Here is a 20,272-nt window from a genome sequence, read left to right as displayed (position 1 = left end):
AGACGAAATAAACCATGACCAATAGCCGTGCACCTGCCTGTTCACGTGCCGTAGAGTAGGCGCGGTTCCGCAGTGCGGCGCGTGCGAAGATCGATTGATCGATCTACTCCCTGTTATCTAAATCGATCCAGAAAATAATGCCCTCCCTGATTTTCCCGGACTTCGAGGCATATTCAAATTCAGTCAAGGGAATCGACAGCCATATACGGGTTACCGGGCGGGGTGATGGCGCGTGGGTGTTGAATCTGCTCGACCTTGGTGACGTGATATTGCTGCACGGCATGGACGGCGCCCCCGTGGTGTACCGCGGCGCACCGCTCGCTTCGCGTTTTGCGGCCTACCTGGCGCTGCCGGGAAGCCAGACCGAGGTGGACGGCCAGCACGTGGGCGAGGCCGAGGTCTCCTGGCTGGCGCCACGGATCGAGGTGCATGGCTTCACCCGGGTGCCTGCGCGCTTCCTGTGCATCGACGTGGCCGAGCAGCTGCTGCTGGACCAGGCCGCGCATATCGATGGACTGGAGGTGAGCCGGCTGTACCGCACCGGCAACATCACCTCGAGCCCCACCATGGTGGCCGATATCGGCGGGATGGTGCGGCGCGCGCTGGACATCCACGACCGCGACCCGGAGGCATTCGCGCAGGCGGGCGCGCGACGCGCGTTCGCTGCCCAGCTCAGCGCGCTGCTGCTGCAGTGCCACCTGCAGGCCGCCGGCGAACCCGCCGTCGCCCGGCGCGGTCGCCCACCGCTGCCGCGCCGGGAGATCGTCCGCCGCGGCATCGAGCACATCCAGCGCAGCCTGCGCGGCGAAGCGGCGTTTTCGGACATCCCGTTCGCGGTAGGGGCCTCGCAACGTTCGCTCAACCGGGCGTTCGACGACCTGTTCGGGATGGCACCGCACCAGTTCTATCTCGTCGAGCGCCTGCATGCGATCCGCAGCGCGCTGCGTTCGGCCGCGCCAGGCGACACGGTCACGGGCATCTGCTCGCGTTTCGGAGTCTGGGACCTGGGTCGGATGGCGGCGCTGTATGCCCGCATGTTCGGGCTGCAGCCGGCACAGGAGCTGTCCCGGGCCCTCGCCGGCAAACCGTCGGCGACCGGGGCCACGTCCACGCGCAGGCGCTGAGCCGATATCGCCCTAAAGTTTTCCCGGCGGGTGCCGCTGACGGAAATGCAGTCGATCTGTTTTGCCCACGGAAGGGACGCCAGCACCACGGCGGTCTTCGTGAGTCCCCAAGCGTTCTTGCGTACTACCCCGGGCATGTCGCCCGGCGTAGCCCATTGAGCTTGTTGGAACCGAGGAAACATCGATGTCCATCGCAGCCCTGCAGTCGCCGGCGTCCCCCCGCACCGGTGCCTCCACAGCCACGTCTTTCCTGCGCTCGCTCGGCGCGCTCGCCTTCTCGCCGCGGGCCACGCGGCAGGCCAGCACCGCCCTGGCCCAGCGCCATGCCGAACTTGAAGCGCAGGTCGCTGCGCTGCACCGGGTACAAGCGGTGATCGAGTTCGACCTGGAGGGCACCATCCTCCAGGCCAATGACAACTTCCTGCAGACCCTCGGCTACACGCTGGAGGAGATCCGCGGGCGCCACCATTCCATGTTCGTCGACCCGGAGCACGTGCGCAGCAGCGCCTACCGCGAGTTCTGGGCGCGGCTCGGTCGCGGCGAGTTTGATGCCGGCCAGTACCGGCGGGTGGGCAAGGGCGGCCGCGAGATATGGATCCAGGCGTCCTACAACCCGGTGTTCGACAGCAGCGGCCGGCCGGTCAAGGTGGTCAAGTTCGCCACCGACATCACGGCCCAGCAGATGCAGGCGGCCGACTTCGCCGGCCAGCTGGCCGCGATCAATACCTCGCAGGCGGTGATCGAGTTCAGCCTGGACGGCTGCATCCTGTCGGCCAACGACAACTTCCTGGCCACCACGGGCTACGCGCTGGAGGAAGTGCGCGGCCAGCACCATTCGATGTTCGCCGAACCCGAGTACGCCCGGAGCGCCGGATACCGGCAGTTCTGGCAGAAGCTTGGCCGGGGCGAGTATGACGCCGGCCAGTACCGCCGGCTGGGCAAGGGCGGGCGCGAGATCTGGATCCAGGCGTCCTATAACCCGATCTTCGACATGAACGGCCGTCCGTTCAAAGTGGTCAAGTACGCCACCGACATCAGCGCGCAGGTGCGTGATGCGCAGGCGCTGGCGGCTGCTGTCGCGCAGACCCGCGAAGTGGTTGCCGCCGCACAGGCCGGCGACCTGGGCAGGCGCATCGATGCCGGCGACAAGACCGGCGCCATCGCCGAGCTGTGCGAGGGCATCAATGCCATGGTCGAGACCATGGGCAGCGTCATCGGCCAGATCCGCGTTGCCGCCGACGCGGTGGCGCTGGGCGCCAGCGAGATCGCCACGGGCAATGCCGACCTGTCCCAGCGCACCGAACAGCAGGCCGCCTCGCTGGAGGAAACCGCAGTGTCGCTGCAGGGCCTGACAGGCACCGTACGGCAGAGCGCCGAGGACGCCCGCCAGGCCAGCCAGCTGGCCGGCGGCGCGGTGGACGTGGCCGCACAAGGGGGCAGGGTGGTCAGCGAGGTGGTCACCACCATGAGCCTGATCAACGCCTCGTCGCGCCGCATCGTCGACATCATCAGCGTGATCGACGGCATCGCGTTCCAGACCAACATCCTGGCGCTCAACGCGGCCGTGGAAGCGGCGCGTGCCGGCGAGCACGGGCGCGGCTTTGCCGTCGTGGCCGGTGAGATCCGCTCGCTGTCGCAGCGGTCGGCCAGCGCGGCCAAGGAGATCAAACAGTTGATCGACGACTCGGTGGACCGGGTCGGGACGGGCACCGCCCAGGTCGAGAGCGCCGGTCGCACCATGCAGCAGATCGTGGACAGCGTGACGCGGGTCGATGCCCTGATCGCACGCATCAGCACCGGAGCGCAGCAGCAGAGCGAAAGCATCGGCCAGATCAACCAGGCGGTGGAGCACATCGACCAGAGCACGCAGCAGAACGCGGCGCTGGTGGAAGAGGCATCGGCGGCCGCGCGCAGCATGGAAGAGCAGGCCACCCAGCTGCTGCAGACAGTATCCGCATTCCGTGTCGACGGCGCGGTGGCCCAGGTGCTGCGCCAGGCGGCGCAGGGGAATACCCTGGGTGGACCGGCCGCGCTGCGGCTGGTGTAACGACGAACCAAAAGCAGAAGGCCAGATCTTTCGATCTGGCCTTCTGGATTCCATGGTGCCGAAGGTGGGACTCGAACCCACACGCTTTTAAGGGCGGCGGATTTTGAGTCCGCTGCGTCTACCGATTCCGCCACTTCGGCTGGCTGGCCGCGTAGTGTATACAAACCCGGCCGGATTGGGGAGGTCTGAATCGTTCAGTCGACCCCGGCCTTCATTTTTCCGCGACGCTATACTCATTGCGCTGAACGATACAGGGAGCAGCGATGAGCGCGTTGCAGGGTCTGCGGGTACTGGTGGTGGAAAACGACGCGATGAGCGCGTCGTTGCTCGAGATGCAGCTGATGCACGCGGGCGCGGTGATGGTCGGGCCGGCGTCGTCGGTGGCCGAGGCACTGCGCCTGATCGAAGAGGCTGCGCCGCAGATCGTTCTGCTGGATTACCGCCTGGCCAATCACGAGACCAGCGACCCGGTCGCCGATGCACTGACCGCGCTTGGCATTCCCTTCGTGGTGGCCACCGGCATGGCGCATTTCCAGCTGCCCGAAGCGTTCCGCGCGGGCAGGGTGCTGACCAAGCCCTATCTGGCCGTTGAGTTGAACCAGGCGCTGACCGCTGCGCTGCAGGATCACGCCGCCTCGGCGTAATCCAGCTCGACCGGCTCGCGGTCGTCCAGGATGCGGTACAACGCGGCCAGGTCCTGCGGATCTGGATTCAGCCACGCATCCAGGTTTTCGCGTCGGATCGGTACGATGCAGCGGTCATGCCCGGCTGCGGCCACGTCGCGCGGGGGTTCGTCGGTGATGGCGGCGAACGAGAGCAGGCGGCCCTCGGGGCCTTCCCATTCCGACCACAGGCAGGCGATCAACAGGTCGCGCGGTGGCTGCGGGCGGAATTCGAGCACCACGTTCTGTGGATTCTCGCCCGGTGCCAGGCTGCGCTGTTCCAGCGCATGGCGGGGCACGTGTTCGTAGAACGATTGCACGACGACAACGCCGTGGTGGTGGCCGAACGCGTTCTTCCAGTACGCCTCGAGGCTGTCGCGGCGGGCGTTGTAGGTGCCCGGATAGAGCGCGTCGTTGCGTGCGGGCTTGTCGGGCAGGCGGCACTGGTAGCGCATCGGCTTGATCACGCGCTGGCCATGCTCGGACACGATCACCGGGGCGTATACGCCGGGAAAGATGCGGCTGTCGCGCGGCAGCAGGCCGGTGCGGTGCAGGTCGGCCAGGCGTGCCTGGGCGCGGTCAACGCGGTTGCCGGCAATGCGGATGTCATTGCGGGCCTTCTGGGTGGGGCGGTGCGCCAGGCTTTCTTCGGCCTGCTTCCGGCGTGCGGACTGGACGCGGATTTCCTCGTCCAGCGCCTGCATTTCTTCGGCATGCCATTGCTGGATCTTCGCCACGATATCCTGGCCCTGCGCGGTGCGCGCACCGGCAAAGCCGTCGTCCATGGCCTTGGGGGTCTTGGGGCGTTGCTTGCCGGCGTCATGGGCGTAGAGCTGGGCGAACTCGTCCAGCGAAATGGCGGCGCCGAACTCACGAACCAGCTTGGTGTAGTCGGCGCGGATCTGGGCGGAATAGCACATGGGCCTGGACCGGAGGGGTATCAACTGTGGGTTGATACGCTACCAAACAAAAAGCCCCGGCATTGCCGGGGCCTTCTGCGTTGTATTGGCGTCCCCACGGGGATTCGAACCCCGGTCGCCACCGTGAAAGGGTGATGTCCTAGGCCTCTAGACGATGGGGACGCACGAAAACCTGAATTTTAATGCTGCATCCATCCGATCGGCCTAATGACCGGATGTTGGTGGAGCCAGGCGGGATCGAACCGCCGACCTCCTGCATGCCATGCAGGCGCTCTCCCAGCTGAGCTATGGCCCCACGTTGATGCTGCGAGCCGCCTATCATATCGGTGTTTTCCGAAAAGGGAAACACTTTTTTCGACGGATACAAAAAACCCCGGCATTGCCGGGGTTTTCTGCGTTTGATTGGCGTCCCCACGGGGATTCGAACCCCGGTCGCCACCGTGAAAGGGTGATGTCCTAGGCCTCTAGACGATGGGGACGCACGAAACTTTGAATTTTGCTTCTGTCGGACGGCCTATGTCCGGAGAAGTGGTGGAGCCAGGCGGGATCGAACCGCCGACCTCCTGCATGCCATGCAGGCGCTCTCCCAGCTGAGCTATGGCCCCACGTTTGTTGCTACCAGCCCGACATTCTAGCGTTGATTTGCCTGAATGGCCAGCCTTTGTTAAACCCCGCCATCCGACCAACGGTCGGATGCTACCGGTAGGTAACGACCGTTGGTCGTTACACCGGTTGATGAGTGGCGTCCCCACGGGGATTCGAACCCCGGTCGCCACCGTGAAAGGGTGATGTCCTAGGCCTCTAGACGATGGGGACGCATGAACTCATCAATGTTTCCAACACCTCCGAACGGCCTAAGGTCCGGAGTGGTGGAGCCAGGCGGGATCGAACCGCCGACCTCCTGCATGCCATGCAGGCGCTCTCCCAGCTGAGCTATGGCCCCACGATGCTGGAGGCGGAATTCTACGCGTGTGAAGACGATTCGCCAAGTGTTTTTGCAAACAAAAAGCCCCGACCGGAGTCAGGGCTTTTTGTTTTGTAACTGGCGTCCCCACGGGGATTCGAACCCCGGTCGCCACCGTGAAAGGGTGATGTCCTAGGCCTCTAGACGATGGGGACGCACGAAAAACTCGAATTGTGTTCACTACCTTCCGGACGGCCTAAGGTCCGGAGTGGTGGAGCCAGGCGGGATCGAACCGCCGACCTCCTGCATGCCATGCAGGCGCTCTCCCAGCTGAGCTATGGCCCCACGTCGTGAGGAGCGAGATCATAGCGATGCTGTTTTCGATTGGCAAGAAAAAACTGTCATGACGTTGGCAATCGTTGATGGCGAAGACGCAACGCATTGCTGATCACCGACACCGAACTGAGGCTCATCGCCACCGCCGCCAGCATCGGCGACATCGTGATGCCCAGTGGATACAGCACACCTGCCGCCACCGGAATGCCCAGGCCGTTGTAGAGGAACGCGAAGCCCAGGTTCTGCCGCATGTTGCGCACACTTGCGGACGACAGCTGGCGCGCCCGCAGGATCCCGCGCAGGTCGCCCTTGACCAGCGTGACCTGTGCGCTGGACATCGCCACGTCCGTGCCGTTGCCCATCGCGATGCCGACATTGGCGCTTGCCAATGCAGGCGCATCGTTGATGCCATCGCCGGCCATGGCCACCGTGCGGCCCTGTGCCTGCAGCGCGCGGATCAGTTCGGCCTTGTCCGCCGGGCGCATTTCACCGTGCACCTCGTCCAGGCCCAGCTCGCGCGCTACGGCTTCAGCCGTGGCGGTGCCGTCGCCGGTCGCCATCACGATGCGCAGGCCATCGCGGTGCAGCTGTGCGATGGCTTCGGCGGTGGACGCCTTGATGGGGTCGGCCACTGCAATCAGCCCGGCCAGGGTGCCGTCGACGGCCAGTAACATCACGCTGGCCGCCGCCTCGCGCAATTGCTTGGCATCGGCGTGCAGGAGCTGCAGGGAGATGTGGTGGTCGGCCATCAGCGCGGCGTTGCCGAGCAGCAGTGTCCTGCCTTCAACCGTGCCACGCACGCCAAGGCCGGTGAGCGAGTCGAAGTCCTCCACCGATGCGAGTGGGCGGCCTCGACGGCGCGCTTCGGCGACGATCGCTGCGGCCAGCGGGTGTTCGCTGCCCTGGTCCAGGCTGGCCGCCCAGTGCAGCACGTCGTCGGCCGCGAATCCGGGCACCGGCTTTACGTCGCGGAAGGCGGGCCGGCCTTCGGTGAGCGTGCCGGTCTTGTCCACCACCAGCGTATCCACGCTGCGCAGCGCTTCGATGGCCTCGGCGTCGCGGAACAGCACACCCTGCTGCGCGGCGCGTCCGGTGGCGACCATGATGGTCATCGGCGTGGCCAGGCCAAGAGCGCAAGGGCAGGCAATGATCAACACCGCCACCGCGCTGAGCACCGCATGCGTCCACGACGGGTCCGGTCCGAACAGGCCCCAGCCGAAGAAGGTCAGCATCGCCGCGCCCAGTACCGCCAGCACGAACCAGTAGGCGACCTTGTCGGCCATCCGCTGCATCGGTGCGCGCGAACGCTGCGCCTGCGCCACCAGCTGCACGATCTGCGCCAGCATGCTGTCGTCGCCCAGCCGCTCGGCACGGATCACCAGGCTGCCGGTCCCGTTGAGGGTGGCGCCGATGACGGTATCGCCCACGGCCTTGGCCACCGGCACCGGTTCGCCGGTCAGCATCGATTCGTCCACCGTGGAACGACCCTCCAGCACGCTGCCATCCACCGGTACTTTCTCGCCCGGCCGCACCCGCAGGCGGTCGCCGGGCTGCAGTGCCGTGATGTCCACGTCTTCCTCGTGGCCGTCCTCGCGCAGCACCCGCGCGGTTTTCGGTGCCAGCCCCAGCAACGCCCTGATCGCCGCCGAGGTCTGGGCGCGGGCGCGCAGCTCCATCAGCTGGCCGAGCAGGGTGAGCGAGATGATGACCGCCGCCGCTTCGAAGTACACGCCCACGTGGCCGTGCTGCTGGAACGACGGCGGGAAAAGCCCGGGCGCAATCGTTGCCACCACGCTGTAGCCATACGCGGCCAGCACACCGGTGCCGATCAGGGTCCACATGTTCGGGCTGCGGTTGCGGATCGACTGCGCCCAGCGCTGCACGAACGGCCAGCCTGCCCACAGCACCACCGGCGTGGCCAGCACCAGCTCGATCCACACCCGCACGCCCGGCGGCACGCTGTGCAGCAGCGGGGTCATGGCCAGCATTGCCAGTGCCATGGTGGCGATGCTCAGCGGCAGGCTCCACCAGAAGCGCCGGCGGAAGTCGGTGAGCTCAGGATTTTCGCCCTCGTCCAGGCTGGGCATCATCGGTTCCAGCGCCATGCCGCAGATGGGGCAGGTGCCTGGCCCTTCCTGCACGATCTCTGGATCCATCGGGCAGGTGTAGAGCGTGCCGGCCGGTGCCGGTTCGGCGATGTGCGAGGCAGGGTCGAGATAGCGCTGCGGCGCGGCGACGAATTTGCGCCGGCAACCGTCGCTGCAGAAGTGGTAGTCGCTGCCGGCATGCCGGGCGTGGTGCGCGGTGGTGTCCGGGTTCACGTCCATGCCGCAGACCAGGTCCTTGACCGTGTTGCCTGCCGGGGCGCCACCGCCGTGCGCGGCGCAGCAGCTGCCTTTGGGCGCGGTCATCGGTGAGGCTCCGTCAGTGCACCCAGGATCGGGCACTGTTCCAGGCCGCCATGGCCGGGGCAGGCATCGACCAGTTGCTCCAGCGCGGCATGCATGCGCTGCAGTTCGGCAACGCGCTGTTCGATGTCCTGCAGCTTCAGCACTGCCGCCTCGCGCACCTGGGCCATGTCCTGGCCGCGCTGGTCGCTCAGGGCGAGCAGTTCGCCGATTTCCTCCAGGGTAAAGCCCAGCGCCTTGGCGCGACGGATGAAGCGAAGGCGGGTCAGGTCGGTGTCGTTGAAGACCCGGTAGCCACCGGCACTGCGCTGGGCTGTCGGCAGTAGATGCTGGCGCTCGTAATAGCGCACGGTATCGATGGGCACGCCAGCCTGACGTGCGAGTTGTCCAATGTTCACGGCGACCTCTCTGGGGAGCAGGCGCACAGTGTGGACCCTGGAGTCTGGTCAAGAGTCAAGGGTTTGCTGCGGTGGCCTCCAATGTCGTTACCGGTCCGGATTTACAACTAGTTTCATAGCTGCCGTGGGGGGCGCTCCGTACGCTCCATTGGAATCGCCGTCAGGCCTTGATCCAGCAGGGTTTGGCGGTCTCAGCAGCCGTTCCAGGAGCGCCGCCATGGAAGCACTTCCCCCCTCTTCATCGCCCACCCACAAGCCCACGTCCCCGACCCTGATGGAAGTCGCGGTGCTCGAATACCCGGGCAGCCTGCGTGCTGCCGCACCGGTGCTCTCCGAACTTGCCCAGCGCTGCAACCGCACCGCTGCGGCGGGTAAACGCACGGGCGCGCGCATGCTGGTGACCCGCTGGACGCTGTCCACGCGTGGGCATGGCATGCAGCGGGTGGCCGGCGCCGAACTGTTCGGCGATACCCCGCCGGCCGTGATCGTGGTGCCGGGTAACGAGCCCAGCTGGCCGCTGATGCAGGCCGACGAACGCATGCTGACCTGGCTGCGCGACTGCCATGATGCGGGCAGCCTGCTGGCGGGCTGCGAAGAGGGTGGGCTGTTGCTGGCCTCGGCCGGGGTCATGACCGGGCGCTCGGTCAGCGTCCCCGACCTGTCGCGTTGCCCGTCGCTGGCGGCGGTGGTGCCGGGCTGGCATCCGAGCGAGCGCGCGCTGGTGGACGACGGCGACCTGCTGACTGCTTCCGGCCCGGATGCATGGAAATATCTCAGTCTGCGGCTGCTGGCCCGGATCTACGGGCAGAGCGTGATGAGCGCGGCCATCCAGCAGCTTCAGCTGGTCATTCCGCGCGGCGTGCAGGAAGACCTGGAGCGCTTCAGTCCGAACTTCGCCCATGGCGACCGCGGCATCCTGAAGGCGCAGCGGTGGCTGCACGGCATCGCGGCGCGTGGCGTCACCCTGCAGGACATCTGCGACGCGGCAGGGCTGGAGCCGCGCACGCTGCAGCGGCGCTTCCTGAAGGCCACCGGCCTGCGTCCGATTGCCTACTGCCAGCGGCTGCGCATCGCAAAGGCGCAGCTGCTGCTGCAGGCGGGCGGTGCGGTCGATGAGGTGTCGTGGGCGGTGGGGTACTCCGACCAGAGCGCCTTCCGCCGGCTGTTCCTGCGCATCGTCGGAGTGACCCCGGCGCGTTACCGGCGGCAGATTTTCGCGCAACGGCGCGAGCGTCCCCGCAGCCCGCTTGCGCAGCTGCAGGGCGAACCGTTGCGCCCGGCGGCCTGAGCCGCTGCGCCAGTGGCTGCAGGGTCAGGCAGATGCGTCTACCCTGTGGGCCATTCGCCGTTCGCGTGCATTCCAGGAGTTGCCATGTTGTTGAAGACCTCGCCCGTGCTGGGCTCCGTGCTGAGCGCTGCATTGCTGCTGGCAGTCGCCGGCTGCAGCCAGGCCCAGCAAAGCCCCGCCACCGCGAAGAGCTCCAACCGGCCGGCCGTGCTGCAGGGCATCGAGAAGCAGGGCTTCGAGGTCATCGGTGAATTCGACGCACCCGGCGGCCTGCGGGGCTTCGCTGGCGTGGTCGGCGGACAGCAGCCCGCTGCGGCTTACGTAACGGCGGACGGCAAGAATGTGATGGTCGGCACGCTCTTCAATGAGAAGGGTGAGGATGTAGGCGCGGCGCCGCTGGAAAAGCTGGTGGCCAAGCCGATGTCGGACCGGATCTGGAAGCGGCTGGATGGCAGTGCGTGGGTGCGCGATGGGCGCGCCGATGCCCCGCGGGTGGTGTACACCTTCAGCGACGCCAACTGCCCCTACTGCCATCGCTTCTGGGAAGCAGCGCGGCCGTGGGTGGACAGCGGCAAGGTGCAGCTGCGCCACGTCATGGTGGGCGTGATCCGCGAGGACAGCCCGGCAAAGGCGGCCGCGATCCTGGGCGCGCCCAATCCAAGCGCGGTGTTCCTGCAGAACGAACATGACTTCAGCAAGGGTGGCATCAAGCCGGCCGCGACGATCACGCCGGCGCTTGCCAACAAGCTCGACGCCAACCAGGTGCTGATGGTGGAACTGGGCTTCCAGGGCACGCCCGGCATCCTGTTCCGTGATGCGCAGGGCATGGTGCAACGCGTGTCCGGCATGCCGCAGGGCGAGGACATGGAAAAGGTAATGGGCCCGCGTTGATCTGAATCAAGGTCGACCCGCATGCGCGCAGCCACACTGCGCGCATGGCGTTTGACAACGTAAAACTTCACGAAAAACTCACTCCTGACTTGTTACTCAGGGCGCTGGCGTGCGCAGCTTCTGCGCGTCACCCGGGATGAGGAGGGAATCCCACGCGGGTGCACTGCCGATGGCAGTACGGCGATTGGAACATGTCGCCGGAATTACTGCGGTCGTCGTTCTCCTGCGGAGCAGTACCGGGTTGCCGTTGTCGGCCGTGCGCGTGAGCGCAGCTGACACCGGCAGTATCGTCTGCAGTTCAGGGAGGACGTGATGCGTTGCGCTGCCGTGCTGCTGTTCTCTGCTTTGGCGCTTTCCGCGATGCCGGTGCATGCGCAGGATTCCGCCGACGCCCTGCGCCAGGACATCCGCACCCTGCGACAAACGCTGGAGGCGATGGAAAAGCGCCTGGATGCGCTGGAAACCGCAGAAGGCCGTGCGCCTGCGCAGCGTCCCGAGGTGACTGCGGTTGCGCCCACGGCGATCACGCCGTCCGCCACGCTTCCCCATGCAGCCACCACCCAGGTGCCCGGCACCGGCCAGGCCATCCTGCCGCCGCGTGATTCAGTGGCCGATCCGTCATCGGCCGCCTCGCGGCCGGACAGTGCGGCCGGCCCGACCGATCCGGAACTGAAAGGGTTCCTGGCCATCCCCAATACCGACACGCTGATCCGCATCGGTGGCTATGCCAAGCTCGATGCGATCGTGGATACCCGTGCGGCCGGGGACGAGGATCAGTTCGTGACCTCCACCATTCCGGTGGGCAGCGCGCACCGCGATGTCTCCAACTTCAACCTGCATGCCAAGCAGACCCGTTTCAGCTTCGAAGCACGCCGCCCGACCAGCCGCGGCAACCTGCGCTTCTACCTGGAGAACGACTTCTTCGGCAGCAGCGACGGCTACCAGTTCCGGCTGCGGCATGCCTACGGCCAGCTCGGCAACACCTACGCCGGCTATGGCTACGCCACCTTCATGGATGCCGACAGCCTGCCCGACACGCTGGACTTCGCCGGTCCCGGCGGCGCCGGCTACCTGCTGGTGGCCGGCATTCACCACAGCTTCGCGATGGGCAAGGGCAACACGTTGACGGTGGCGGCCGAAGATCCCGATGCACAGCTGGCGGGGACCACCGATGCAACGGTAGCCGCCAACCGGCTGCCGGATGTGACCGTTACCGCGCGCCTGGAGCGTGACTGGGGCCACCTGCAGTTGGGTGGGGTGGCGCGCAGCCTTGGCTACGACGGCGACCAGCGCGATGACCGCCGGTTCGGCGGCGGCGTCCAGCTCAGCGGTTCGGCGTCGGTCGGCGAACAGGACCTGCTGCTGTTCGGCGCGCTGGGCGGCAAAGGCCTGAGCCGCTATACCGCCGACCTCACCGGTTCGGACCTGGATGCGGTGATCGGCCAGGACGGGCGCCTGCATGCGCTGTCACTGCAGGGCGGCTTCGTGGGTTACACGCACTACTGGTCGCCGTTGTGGCGCTCGAACCTGATCTACGGCCAGCTCACGATGGCGCGCAACGCCGCGCTCGCGGCCGATGCGTTCCGCCAGAGCCGGTACGGGGTGTTCAACCTGATCTGGAGCCCGGCGCCGTCTTGGACCATGGGCATGGAAGTGCTGTACGGGCAACTGGAACAGCAGGACGGGCAACGCGCCGACACGGTGCGGGTGCAGGGCAGCCTGCAATACAACTTCATCAAGTAGCGGAGAGACCGTCATGGCGCAAGCGAAGAAAATCGGGGTTGTCGGCGCCACCTTCCTGGTGGCCGGCAACATGATGGGCTCCGGCGTGTTCCTGCTGCCGTCCAGCCTGGCCAAGATCGGCACCGCCTCGATCTGGGGCTGGCTGGTCACCACCGCCGGCGCACTGCTGCTGGCCTTCGTGTTCGCCAAACTGGGCAAGCTGGCGCCCATGGCGGGCGGCCCGTATGCGTACGCCCGCGACTGGTTCGGGCCGTACATGGGGTTCCAGACCAACACCATCTACTGGTTCGCCAACTGGATCGGCAACGTCGCCATCCCGATCGCGGCGGTGGGCTACTTCAGCTACTTCTTCCCGATCCTGTCCCAGCCGATACCGCGCTGCATCGCCGTGCTCGCGCTGGTGTGGGCGCTGAGTTTCGCCAACGTGATCGGCCCGGCCTTCGTCAGCCGCCTGCAGACGGTGACCACCAGCTTCGCGCTGGTACCGATCCTGGGCATCGCCATCTTCGGCTGGTTCTTCTTCGACCCGGCCATCTTCAAGGGCGCCTACAACGTCTCGGGCGAATCCAACTTCGGCGCGATCTCCAGCGCGGCCGCTCTGACGCTGTGGGCCTTCATCGGGGTCGAGTCGGCCTCGGTCACCGCCGGCGTGGTCGAAAACCCGGAGAAGAACGTGGCGCGGGCCACCCTGGCCGGGGTGTTCCTGGCTGCGGTGGCGTACATCGCCAGCTCGTCGGTGATCATGGGCATGGTGCCCAATGGGGACCTGCAGGTCTCCGATGCACCGTTCGCGCTGGCGGCGGCCAATGCGGTGGGCGGCTGGGGCGGCGCGCTGGTGAGCCTGTGCGCCTTTGTCGGCGCCGCCGGCTCGCTCGGCGGCTGGATCCTGCTGACCGCGCAGAGCGCCAAGGCGGCCTCGGACGATGGCCTGTTCCCCAGCATCTTCAGCAAGACCAACAAGGATGACGTGCCGGTCAAGGGCGTAGTGATCGTGGCGGTGCTGATGACCCTGGCCGTCCTGCTTACGTCCACGTCGGAAACCGCCTCGGCGCAGTTCGACGTGATTACGTCGGCGGCGGTGGTATTGACCCTGCTGCCCTACATCTATTCCTGCGTGGCCTGCTACTTCGTCGTGGAACGCTCGCACACCCTGGTGCACACCGGCGCGTTCTGGTTCCTGACCAGCATCACCGTCGTGTACTGCCTGTGGGCGATCTTCGGCTCCTCCGGCAGCATCGTGCAGTACGCCTTCCTGTTCGTGCTGTTCATCACGGTGTTCTACCCCTTCTTCAGCGAGGAGCGCCGCCGCCAGCGCGGCCAGCTGCCGCCGCTGGACAGCCCCGCCAGCACGAAGATTCCGTGACCTTCCCCCAGGAGAAATGCTGTGTATTTCAAGTCTCTGGATTACCCGATCATCGTCATCGACGACGACTACGAGTCCCCGCGCATCGGCGGCATCCTGATCCGCGCGCTGGTCGAGGAACTGCGTGGCAACGACCAGCGCGTGCTGTGCGGGCTGACCCTGGCCGATGCCCAGGCCGGTGCGCGTACCTATGTGGCGGCCTCGGCGGTACTGATCTCGATTGACGGCACCGAAGACAAGCCCGGTGAGTTCCAGCGCCTGCTGGGGTTCCTGCGCGAGCAGAGCGCGCGCCGCGGCGGGTTGCCCGTGTTCCTGTACGGCGAGCGCCGCACCATCGAAAAGGTGCCGAGCAAGCTGCTCAAGTACGTGCACGGCTACATCTTCCTGTTCGAGGACACCAAGAGCTTCATCTCGCGCCAGGTGATGCGCGCGGCCGAAGACTACATGCAGCAGTTGCTGCCGCCGTTCTTCAAGGCGCTGATCCACCACACCGCCGAATCCAACTACTCCTGGCACACCCCCGGCCACGCCGGCGGTGTGGCTTTCACCAAGTCACCGGTGGGGCGTGCGTTCCATCAGTTCTACGGTGAGAACACGCTGCGCAGCGATCTGTCGATTTCGGTGCCGGAGCTGGGCTCGCTGCTCGACCACAGCGGGCCGATCAAGGAGGCGGAAAACGAGGCTGCGCGAAACTTCGGCGCCGACCACACCTTCTTCGTCACCAATGGCACCTCCACCGCCAACAAGATCGTCTGGCATGGCACGGTGGGGCGGGGCGATGTGGTGTTCGTCGACCGCAACTGCCACAAGTCGCTGCTGCATTCGCTGATCATGACCGGCGGCGTGCCGGTGTACTTCACGCCCAGCCGCAATGCGCACGGCATCATCGGGCCGATCAGCCTGGACCAGTTCACCCCCGAGGCACTGCAGCAGGCCATCGCTGCCAACCCGCTGGCCAGCAAGGCGTTCCGCGCCGGCTCCAGGCCACGGATCGCGGTGGTCACCAATTCCACCTATGACGGGCTGTGCTACAACGCCGAGAAGATCGCCGACGAGATCGGCAGCGCGGTGGATTTCCTGCATTTCGACGAGGCCTGGTACGCCTATGCGGCCTTCCATCCGTTCTATGAAAACCACTACGGCATGGCCAAGGGCAAGCCGCGTGGCCAGGATGCGATCATCTTCACCACCCATTCCACCCACAAGCTGCTGGCCGCGTTCTCGCAGGCCTCGATGATCCACGTGCGCAACGCGGCGACCCGCGAGTTGGATGCCGAACGCTTCAACGAAGCGTTCATGATGCATACCACCACCAGCCCGCATTACGGGGTGATTGCCGCCTGCGACGTGGCGTCCAAGATGATGGAGGGTGCGGCCGGTGAATCGCTGGTGCAGGAAATGCACGACGAGGCGATCGCCTTCCGTCGGGCCATGCTGCACGTACGCGAGGACCTGGGCCGTGACGACTGGTGGTTCAGCGTGTGGCAGCCGGACAAGCTGGAGCGCTCGCTGGGCAAGGGCGATGCACCAACGCCGATGGTGGCCAAGCGCGAGGAATGGTACCTGCAGCCCGATGCGCATTGGCACGGGTTCGATGGCCTGGTCGAAGACTACGTGCTGATCGACCCGATCAAGGTCACCCTGCTGACCCCGGGCCTGTCCATCGACGGTGACCTGGGCGAGCTGGGCATTCCCGCCGCCGTGCTGAGCAGGTTCCTGTGGACGCGCGGCATCACGGTGGAGAAGACCAACCTGTACTCGGTGCTGTTCCTGTTCTCGATGGGCATCACCAAGGGCAAGTGGAGCACCCTGGTGACCGAGCTGATGGCCTTCAAGGAACTGTTCGACAACAACGCGCCGCTCACCCGCGCGCTGCCCGACCTGGCGGCAGACTATCCGCAGACTTACGGTGGCTGGGGGTTGCGCGACCTGTGCGAGGCCCTGCATGCCTTCAACCGCGAGTTTGCGGTAGCCCAGGTGATGCGTGCGATGTACGTGGACCTGCCCGAGCCGGTGATGACGCCGGCCGAGGCCTACGACCACCTGGTGCGTGGCCAGATCGAGCGCGTTGATATCGAAGCGATCAGTGGTCGTGTCGCCGGGACCATGCTGGTGCCTTACCCGCCGGGCATTCCGACCATCATGCCGGGCGAGCGCTTCGGCGCGCAGGATGAGCCGATCATCCAGTCGCTGCGCATTGCCCGCGAGCAGAATGTGCGCTTCCCGGGCTTCGAGTCGGACGTGCACGGGCTTATCATCGACCGTGACGGCGACGTGCCGAGCTACAAGGTGGAGGTGCTGAAGACCTGAGCGGCGGCCAGGATCTTCGGCAGGCGATGGATACAGCACGCGAGCAGCGGATCCTGAAATTCTCGATTGGCGTGACGGTGGCGGTCAGCGCCACCGGCTTCATCGGCGGCCTGCTGGTGGGATCGCAGGCGATCCTGTTCGACGGGGTATACAGCCTGGTGGATGTTGCCCTCACGCTGGTGGCGCTGGCCGTGCTGCGCCTGCTGGGGCGCGAGGGCAGCCCACGGTTCCAGTACGGCTATTGGCACCTGGAGCCGATGGTGGAAGCGCTGGGTGGGGCGATCCTGGCGTTGGCCTGCATCTATGCGTTGGCCAATTCGATCATCGGGCTCACCACCGGCGGGCACGTCATCCGCGCCGGGCCGGCGTTGATGTGGGCGACCCTGTTGTGCGTGAGCAACCTGGGCATGGCCGCGTTCGTGCGCGTGCATGCGGCGCGATTGCATTCGCCGCTGCTGTGGCTGGACGTACGCGCCTGGCTGCTCAGCGGCATGATGAGCCTGGCGGTGGTGCTGGCCTTTGCGCTGGCGCTGCTGCTGGAAGACGGCGACCACGCGCATTGGATTCCATTCCTGGATCCGCTGGTGCTGGCGATCATCAGCCTGGCGGTGTTGCCGGTGCCGCTGCGCGGTGCGTGGAAAGCGATGCGCGAGGTGCTGCAGGTCGCGCCCGATACGCTGGACGCGCGCGTGCAGGCGGTGATGACGCAGTTCGTGGCCGAGCACGGCTATCTCGGTTTCACCAGCCATGTGGCCAAGATGGGGCGGATGCGCTTCGTGGAGATCCACATCCTCACCCACCCGGACACGGTGATCGGCACCATCGGCAGCGTCGATGCCCTGCGCGATGACATCGCCGAGCGGCTGGATGCCCGCGGCAGCGAGTTCTGGCTGACCATCGATTTCACCGCCGATCCTGCCTGGACCTGAAATATACGTATCGTATATGATGCGTATATTCCGTACCGAGGCATCCCATGGGCATCGTCAACATCGACGACGAACTGCACGACAACCTGCGCCGCGCAAGCGGCGTGTCCGGCCGCTCGATCAACGCCCAGGCCGGCTTCTGGATCAAGGTGGGCATGCTCTGCGAAATGAACCCGGGCATGAGCTACCAGGAGATCGTCAACCGTGAACTGCGCGCGGCCGGGGTCGATCCCGGTGCCCTGCGGGTGGCGGTTGCGTGATCAAGACGGTTGAAGAACAGGCGCTGATGCGGGCGTCGGGGCGGTTGTTGGCCTCGGTGTTCGAGGCACTGGACCGCTTGCCGCTGGAAGGCATGAGCACCCTGCAGGTGAACGACTGGGTGGAGCGCTTCATCGTCGATGAACTGCATGCGCGGCCGGCCAGCAAGGGTCAGTACGGCTTTGCGTATGTGCTCAACAGTTCGGTGGACAACGTGGTCTGCCATGGCGTGCCCTCGGCAGACGAGATCCTGCGCGGCGGCAGCATCGTCAACCTGGACATCACGCTGGAGAAGGATGGTTTCATCGCCGATTCCAGCAAGACCTACCTGATCGGCGAGGTCGATTTCCAGGCGAAGCGGCTGGTGCGGGTGACCCGCGAGGCCATGTGGAAAGGCATCTCGGTGGTGCGCCCGGGGGCGACGCTGGGCGATATCGGCTTCGCCATCCAGCAGCACGCCAAGGCGCACGGCTACAGCGTGGTGCGCGAGTTCTGCGGGCACGGCATCGGGCGCGAGATGCACGAAGACCCGCAGGTGCTGCATTACGGCAAGCGCGGTACCGGCGTGGAGCTGGAGCCGGGCATGACGTTCACCATCGAGCCGATGATCAACCAGGGCCGTGCGGCGATCGACATGAGCGAGGACGGCTGGACCGTGACCACCCGTGACGGGAAGTTGTCCGCGCAGGCCGAACATACGGTGCTGGTGACGGAAACCGGGGTGGAAGTGCTGACCCTGCGCGAAGGCGAGCGCATCCCGACGGCGTAGCGCCACGCCCGGCGCTACGGCGTGTCCCGGGTGGAGACGAGCTTGAGGAACGCCTCGTTCTGGTAGCGGCTCATGCGCAGCTGCTGGCCGGTGTCCAGGGTAACGACGTGGTGGCCGTTGAACCACGGGTGGATCGCCTTGACCCGCCGGATGTTGACGATGGCCGAGCGGTGTACGCGGGCAAAGTGGCGCGGGTCCAGCCGGGCGGCGAGGGCGGCCATGGTGCCACGGTGTTCGTGCATGCGGCCGGCGAGGTGGATCTCGGCGATGTTGCGTGCGGCCTTGATCCAGACGATCTCGTCCACGTCGACCAGCACCACGTGTTCGTCGACCCGTACCGGTATGCGCTGCAGATAGGCCTCACGCTGGCGCAGTGCATCCAGTGCCTGCAGGATCTGCGTCGCCGTCTGCGCGCTGGTGCCGGCGGCAGTTGAAAGGCGTTGCCGGGCGCGCTGCAGGGTGGCGGCAAAGCGTTCGCGGCTGAACGGCTTGACCAGGTAATCCACCGCATTGGCCTCGAAGGCCTTCACCGCGTACTGCTCGTAGGCGGTGACGAACACGGTGGCCGGCATGCGCTCGGCGCCGATGGTGGCCACCACGTCCAGGCCGGTGATCGCCGGCATCTGGATGTCCAGGAACACCAGGTCGGGCGAGTGCTCGCGGATGGCGTTCACTGCGGAGACGCCGTCGCCGCATTCGCCCAGCAGTTCGATCTCCGGGTCATCGGCCAGCAGGCGCACGATCGCGCGGCGTGCGAGCGGCTCGTCGTCCACCACCAGCACCGAGAGGGTCATGCCGGTGCCACTCCCGCCGTGAACTCCGGCGCTTCGTCTTCCACTTCCAGGGTACGGAAAGGCAGGCGCACGCGGCAGGTCACGCCCTCGGGCCAGATCATGTCCAGCCGCACGTCGGCGGCATCGCCGTACAGCTCCTTCAGGCGCAGCCGGGTGTTGGACATGCCGATGCCATGGCCTGCGGGCGCGCCGGGCGTGGCGTCAAGCGTGCTGTTGCGGTTGCGCACTTCAATGCACAGCACCTCGCCGTCGCGGCGCGTTTCGATCTCGATCACGTCACTGCCCACGCGCTGCCCGATACCGTGGCGCACCGCATTCTCCACCAGCGGCTGCAGCAACAGGCTGGGCACGGCGCAGTCGAGGGTATCCGGGGCGATATAGGTGCGGGTGGTCAGCCGGTCCTTGAAGCGCACCCGCTGGATGCCCAGGTACAGCTCGATCAGGTCCAGTTCCTGGCGCAGGGGAATCTCCTGGCCGTCGTAGTCTTCCAGGAAGGCGCGCAGCAGTTCGCTCAGGCGCAGCAGCATGTCTTCGGCCGAGACCGTGTCTTCGTCGAGCAGGGTGATGATGGCGTGCAGCGTGTTGAACAGGAAATGCGGCTGCAGCTGGGATTTGAGCGCCAGCAGCCTGGATTGCGCCAGTTCGGTGGCCAGCCGACTGGCTTCCATTTCACGCCGCGCCTTCTCGGCCTGGAAGTGCAATGCCTGCTGCAGCGCGAACAGCGCCCAGTAGGTGAGCAGCCCGATGGCGAAATGCTGCGCCAGGAAGTACCCGAGCTGTTCGAAGAAGCCGCTGGGTTCGAACAGCGCGGAGGCCGCTGCGCCGATGAGCATCGCGCTGACGGTCACCGCCAGGCTGGCCACGACCTGCCTGCCCAGGCCAAGCAGGCGGCGCTGGGGATCCAGCGGATAGCGCTCGGCCAGGCGGAACACCAGCGGTGCCAGTGCCGCCCAGGTGTACCACTGGATCATCGCCCAGCGAAGGTGCACCAGGAACGGCCAGCTGTTGCCGTGCAGTCCATCGCTGAGCGAATGCTGCACGGCAAACACCAGCACCACGACCGTCCAGAGGAGCAGGTAGCGGGCAAGGCTGATCGACGTACTGCCAAGGCGAACCATCATGGCCGGT

General features: G+C 66.2%; 16 protein-coding genes and 9 tRNA genes. 11 read left to right on the top strand and 14 right to left on the bottom strand.

Going from position 1 to position 20,272, the window contains the following annotated elements:
* Nucleotides 1–281: 281 nt before the first annotated feature.
* Entirely contained in the window at nucleotides 282–1,124 is an 843-nt protein-coding gene (locus tag AC06E7_RS16995; RefSeq protein WP_478065410.1) for an AraC family transcriptional regulator, read from the top strand.
* Between the two features lie 184 nt (nucleotides 1,125–1,308).
* Nucleotides 1,309–3,171, top strand: a complete 1,863-nt coding sequence (locus AC06E7_RS16990; RefSeq protein WP_478065409.1) for a methyl-accepting chemotaxis protein — start codon at nucleotides 1,309–1,311, stop codon at nucleotides 3,169–3,171.
* Between the two features lie 53 nt (nucleotides 3,172–3,224).
* Here the strand turns inward: AC06E7_RS16990 and AC06E7_RS16985 are convergent.
* A tRNA-Leu gene (locus AC06E7_RS16985) sits at nucleotides 3,225–3,311 on the bottom strand.
* Between the two features lie 123 nt (nucleotides 3,312–3,434).
* Here AC06E7_RS16985 and AC06E7_RS16980 point away from each other — a divergent pair.
* A complete protein-coding gene (locus AC06E7_RS16980) occupies nucleotides 3,435–3,815 on the top strand; it encodes a response regulator (protein ID WP_068852635.1) in 381 nt (126 codons plus the stop codon).
* Here the strand turns inward: AC06E7_RS16980 and AC06E7_RS16975 are convergent.
* The 11 genes from AC06E7_RS16975 to AC06E7_RS16925 all read right to left on the bottom strand — a co-directional run bounded on the left by AC06E7_RS16975 (nucleotide 3,797) and on the right by AC06E7_RS16925 (nucleotide 8,799).
* Nucleotides 3,797–4,753: an SOS response-associated peptidase family protein gene (locus AC06E7_RS16975; protein WP_217538682.1), complete on the bottom strand. Its 957-nt coding sequence runs from the start codon at nucleotides 4,751–4,753 to the stop codon at nucleotides 3,797–3,799. The genes AC06E7_RS16980 and AC06E7_RS16975 overlap by 19 nt on opposite strands.
* A gap of 86 nt (nucleotides 4,754–4,839) precedes the next feature.
* Nucleotides 4,840–4,915 (bottom strand) — tRNA-Glu (locus AC06E7_RS16970).
* A gap of 57 nt (nucleotides 4,916–4,972) precedes the next feature.
* Nucleotides 4,973–5,048 (bottom strand) — tRNA-Ala (locus tag AC06E7_RS16965).
* A gap of 108 nt (nucleotides 5,049–5,156) precedes the next feature.
* Nucleotides 5,157–5,232, bottom strand: a tRNA-Glu gene (locus tag AC06E7_RS16960).
* 50 nt (nucleotides 5,233–5,282) lie between these two features.
* Nucleotides 5,283–5,358: transfer RNA gene (locus tag AC06E7_RS16955), tRNA-Ala, on the bottom strand.
* A gap of 135 nt (nucleotides 5,359–5,493) precedes the next feature.
* A tRNA-Glu gene (locus AC06E7_RS16950) sits at nucleotides 5,494–5,569 on the bottom strand.
* A 51-nt stretch (nucleotides 5,570–5,620) separates the two neighbouring features.
* Nucleotides 5,621–5,696, bottom strand: a tRNA-Ala gene (locus tag AC06E7_RS16945).
* Nucleotides 5,697–5,796: 100 nt separating this feature from the next.
* A tRNA-Glu gene (locus AC06E7_RS16940) sits at nucleotides 5,797–5,872 on the bottom strand.
* A 54-nt stretch (nucleotides 5,873–5,926) separates the two neighbouring features.
* A tRNA-Ala gene (locus AC06E7_RS16935) sits at nucleotides 5,927–6,002 on the bottom strand.
* A gap of 56 nt (nucleotides 6,003–6,058) precedes the next feature.
* Nucleotides 6,059–8,404 carry a heavy metal translocating P-type ATPase gene (locus AC06E7_RS16930; RefSeq protein WP_478065408.1) on the bottom strand — a complete coding sequence of 782 codons (2,346 nt, stop codon included), beginning with the start codon at nucleotides 8,402–8,404 and terminating at the stop codon, nucleotides 6,059–6,061.
* Nucleotides 8,401–8,799 carry a heavy metal-responsive transcriptional regulator gene (locus AC06E7_RS16925; RefSeq protein ID WP_093535924.1) on the bottom strand — a complete coding sequence of 133 codons (399 nt, stop codon included), beginning with the start codon at nucleotides 8,797–8,799 and terminating at the stop codon, nucleotides 8,401–8,403. The genes AC06E7_RS16930 and AC06E7_RS16925 overlap by 4 nt, the downstream gene beginning before the upstream one ends.
* Nucleotides 8,800–9,016: 217 nt before the next feature.
* Between AC06E7_RS16925 and AC06E7_RS16920 the strand changes: the two genes are divergently transcribed.
* The 8 genes from AC06E7_RS16920 (at nucleotide 9,017) to map (ending at nucleotide 18,350) form a co-directional block, all read left to right on the top strand.
* On the top strand, nucleotides 9,017–10,087 hold the full coding sequence (locus tag AC06E7_RS16920; protein ID WP_237334251.1) for a GlxA family transcriptional regulator: 1,071 nt from the start codon (nucleotides 9,017–9,019) through the stop codon (nucleotides 10,085–10,087).
* Between the two features lie 84 nt (nucleotides 10,088–10,171).
* Nucleotides 10,172–10,978 (top strand): thiol:disulfide interchange protein DsbG, encoded by an 807-nt coding sequence (gene dsbG / locus AC06E7_RS16915; protein WP_478065407.1) that lies wholly within the window; start codon nucleotides 10,172–10,174, stop codon nucleotides 10,976–10,978.
* 312 nt (nucleotides 10,979–11,290) lie between these two features.
* Nucleotides 11,291–12,721: a DcaP family trimeric outer membrane transporter gene (locus tag AC06E7_RS16910; protein WP_478065406.1), complete on the top strand. Its 1,431-nt coding sequence runs from the start codon at nucleotides 11,291–11,293 to the stop codon at nucleotides 12,719–12,721.
* Nucleotides 12,722–12,734: 13 nt separating this feature from the next.
* Nucleotides 12,735–14,084 (top strand): arginine/agmatine antiporter, encoded by a 1,350-nt coding sequence (gene adiC, locus AC06E7_RS16905; protein WP_478065405.1) that lies wholly within the window; start codon nucleotides 12,735–12,737, stop codon nucleotides 14,082–14,084.
* 21 nt (nucleotides 14,085–14,105) lie between these two features.
* Entirely contained in the window at nucleotides 14,106–16,394 is a 2,289-nt protein-coding gene (locus AC06E7_RS16900) for an Orn/Lys/Arg family decarboxylase (protein ID WP_093535916.1), read from the top strand.
* 26 nt (nucleotides 16,395–16,420) lie between these two features.
* Nucleotides 16,421–17,323 carry a cation diffusion facilitator family transporter gene (locus AC06E7_RS16895; RefSeq protein WP_068852615.1) on the top strand — a complete coding sequence of 301 codons (903 nt, stop codon included), beginning with the start codon at nucleotides 16,421–16,423 and terminating at the stop codon, nucleotides 17,321–17,323.
* Nucleotides 17,324–17,370: 47 nt separating this feature from the next.
* A complete protein-coding gene (locus tag AC06E7_RS16890) occupies nucleotides 17,371–17,583 on the top strand; it encodes a ParD-like family protein (RefSeq protein WP_068852612.1) in 213 nt (70 codons plus the stop codon).
* The gene (gene map / locus AC06E7_RS16885) at nucleotides 17,580–18,350 is read left to right on the top strand and encodes a type I methionyl aminopeptidase (protein WP_307106813.1); all 771 of its coding nucleotides are present in this window, start codon (nucleotides 17,580–17,582) and stop codon (nucleotides 18,348–18,350) included. Before AC06E7_RS16890 ends, map begins: the two co-directional genes overlap by 4 nt.
* 14 nt (nucleotides 18,351–18,364) lie before the next feature.
* On the opposite strand, the gene AC06E7_RS16880 is transcribed toward map, so the two are convergent.
* Both AC06E7_RS16880 and AC06E7_RS16875 read right to left on the bottom strand, forming a co-directional pair.
* Nucleotides 18,365–19,144 (bottom strand): LytR/AlgR family response regulator transcription factor, encoded by a 780-nt coding sequence (locus AC06E7_RS16880; protein ID WP_447785687.1) that lies wholly within the window; start codon nucleotides 19,142–19,144, stop codon nucleotides 18,365–18,367.
* Entirely contained in the window at nucleotides 19,141–20,265 is a 1,125-nt protein-coding gene (locus AC06E7_RS16875; protein WP_478065404.1) for a sensor histidine kinase, read from the bottom strand. Before AC06E7_RS16875 ends, AC06E7_RS16880 begins: the two co-directional genes overlap by 4 nt.
* Nucleotides 20,266–20,272 lie beyond the last annotated feature (7 nt).

The organism is Stenotrophomonas sp. Steno-Z4 (assembly GCF_056393145.1).
The sequence above is the reverse complement of the archived record's forward strand: the minus strand, read 5'-3'. Positions and strand labels throughout refer to the sequence as shown.

Coding starts and splice junctions, on each gene's coding strand:
- AC06E7_RS16875 (WP_478065404.1), bottom strand. CDS start 20,265: ATGATGGTTCGCCTTGGCAGTACGTCGATCAGCCTTGCCCGCTACCTG.
- AC06E7_RS16990 (WP_478065409.1), top strand. CDS start 1,309: ATGTCCATCGCAGCCCTGCAGTCGCCGGCGTCCCCCCGCACCGGTGCC.
- AC06E7_RS16930 (WP_478065408.1), bottom strand. CDS start 8,404: ATGACCGCGCCCAAAGGCAGCTGCTGCGCCGCGCACGGCGGTGGCGCC.
- AC06E7_RS16995 (WP_478065410.1), top strand. CDS start 282: ATGGACGGCGCCCCCGTGGTGTACCGCGGCGCACCGCTCGCTTCGCGT.
- AC06E7_RS16895 (WP_068852615.1), top strand. CDS start 16,421: ATGGATACAGCACGCGAGCAGCGGATCCTGAAATTCTCGATTGGCGTG.
- adiC (WP_478065405.1), top strand. CDS start 12,735: ATGGCGCAAGCGAAGAAAATCGGGGTTGTCGGCGCCACCTTCCTGGTG.
- AC06E7_RS16920 (WP_237334251.1), top strand. CDS start 9,017: ATGGAAGCACTTCCCCCCTCTTCATCGCCCACCCACAAGCCCACGTCC.
- AC06E7_RS16980 (WP_068852635.1), top strand. CDS start 3,435: ATGAGCGCGTTGCAGGGTCTGCGGGTACTGGTGGTGGAAAACGACGCG.
- dsbG (WP_478065407.1), top strand. CDS start 10,172: ATGTTGTTGAAGACCTCGCCCGTGCTGGGCTCCGTGCTGAGCGCTGCA.
- AC06E7_RS16890 (WP_068852612.1), top strand. CDS start 17,371: ATGGGCATCGTCAACATCGACGACGAACTGCACGACAACCTGCGCCGC.
- AC06E7_RS16975 (WP_217538682.1), bottom strand. CDS start 4,753: ATGTGCTATTCCGCCCAGATCCGCGCCGACTACACCAAGCTGGTTCGT.
- AC06E7_RS16910 (WP_478065406.1), top strand. CDS start 11,291: ATGCGTTGCGCTGCCGTGCTGCTGTTCTCTGCTTTGGCGCTTTCCGCG.
- AC06E7_RS16880 (WP_447785687.1), bottom strand. CDS start 19,144: ATGACCCTCTCGGTGCTGGTGGTGGACGACGAGCCGCTCGCACGCCGC.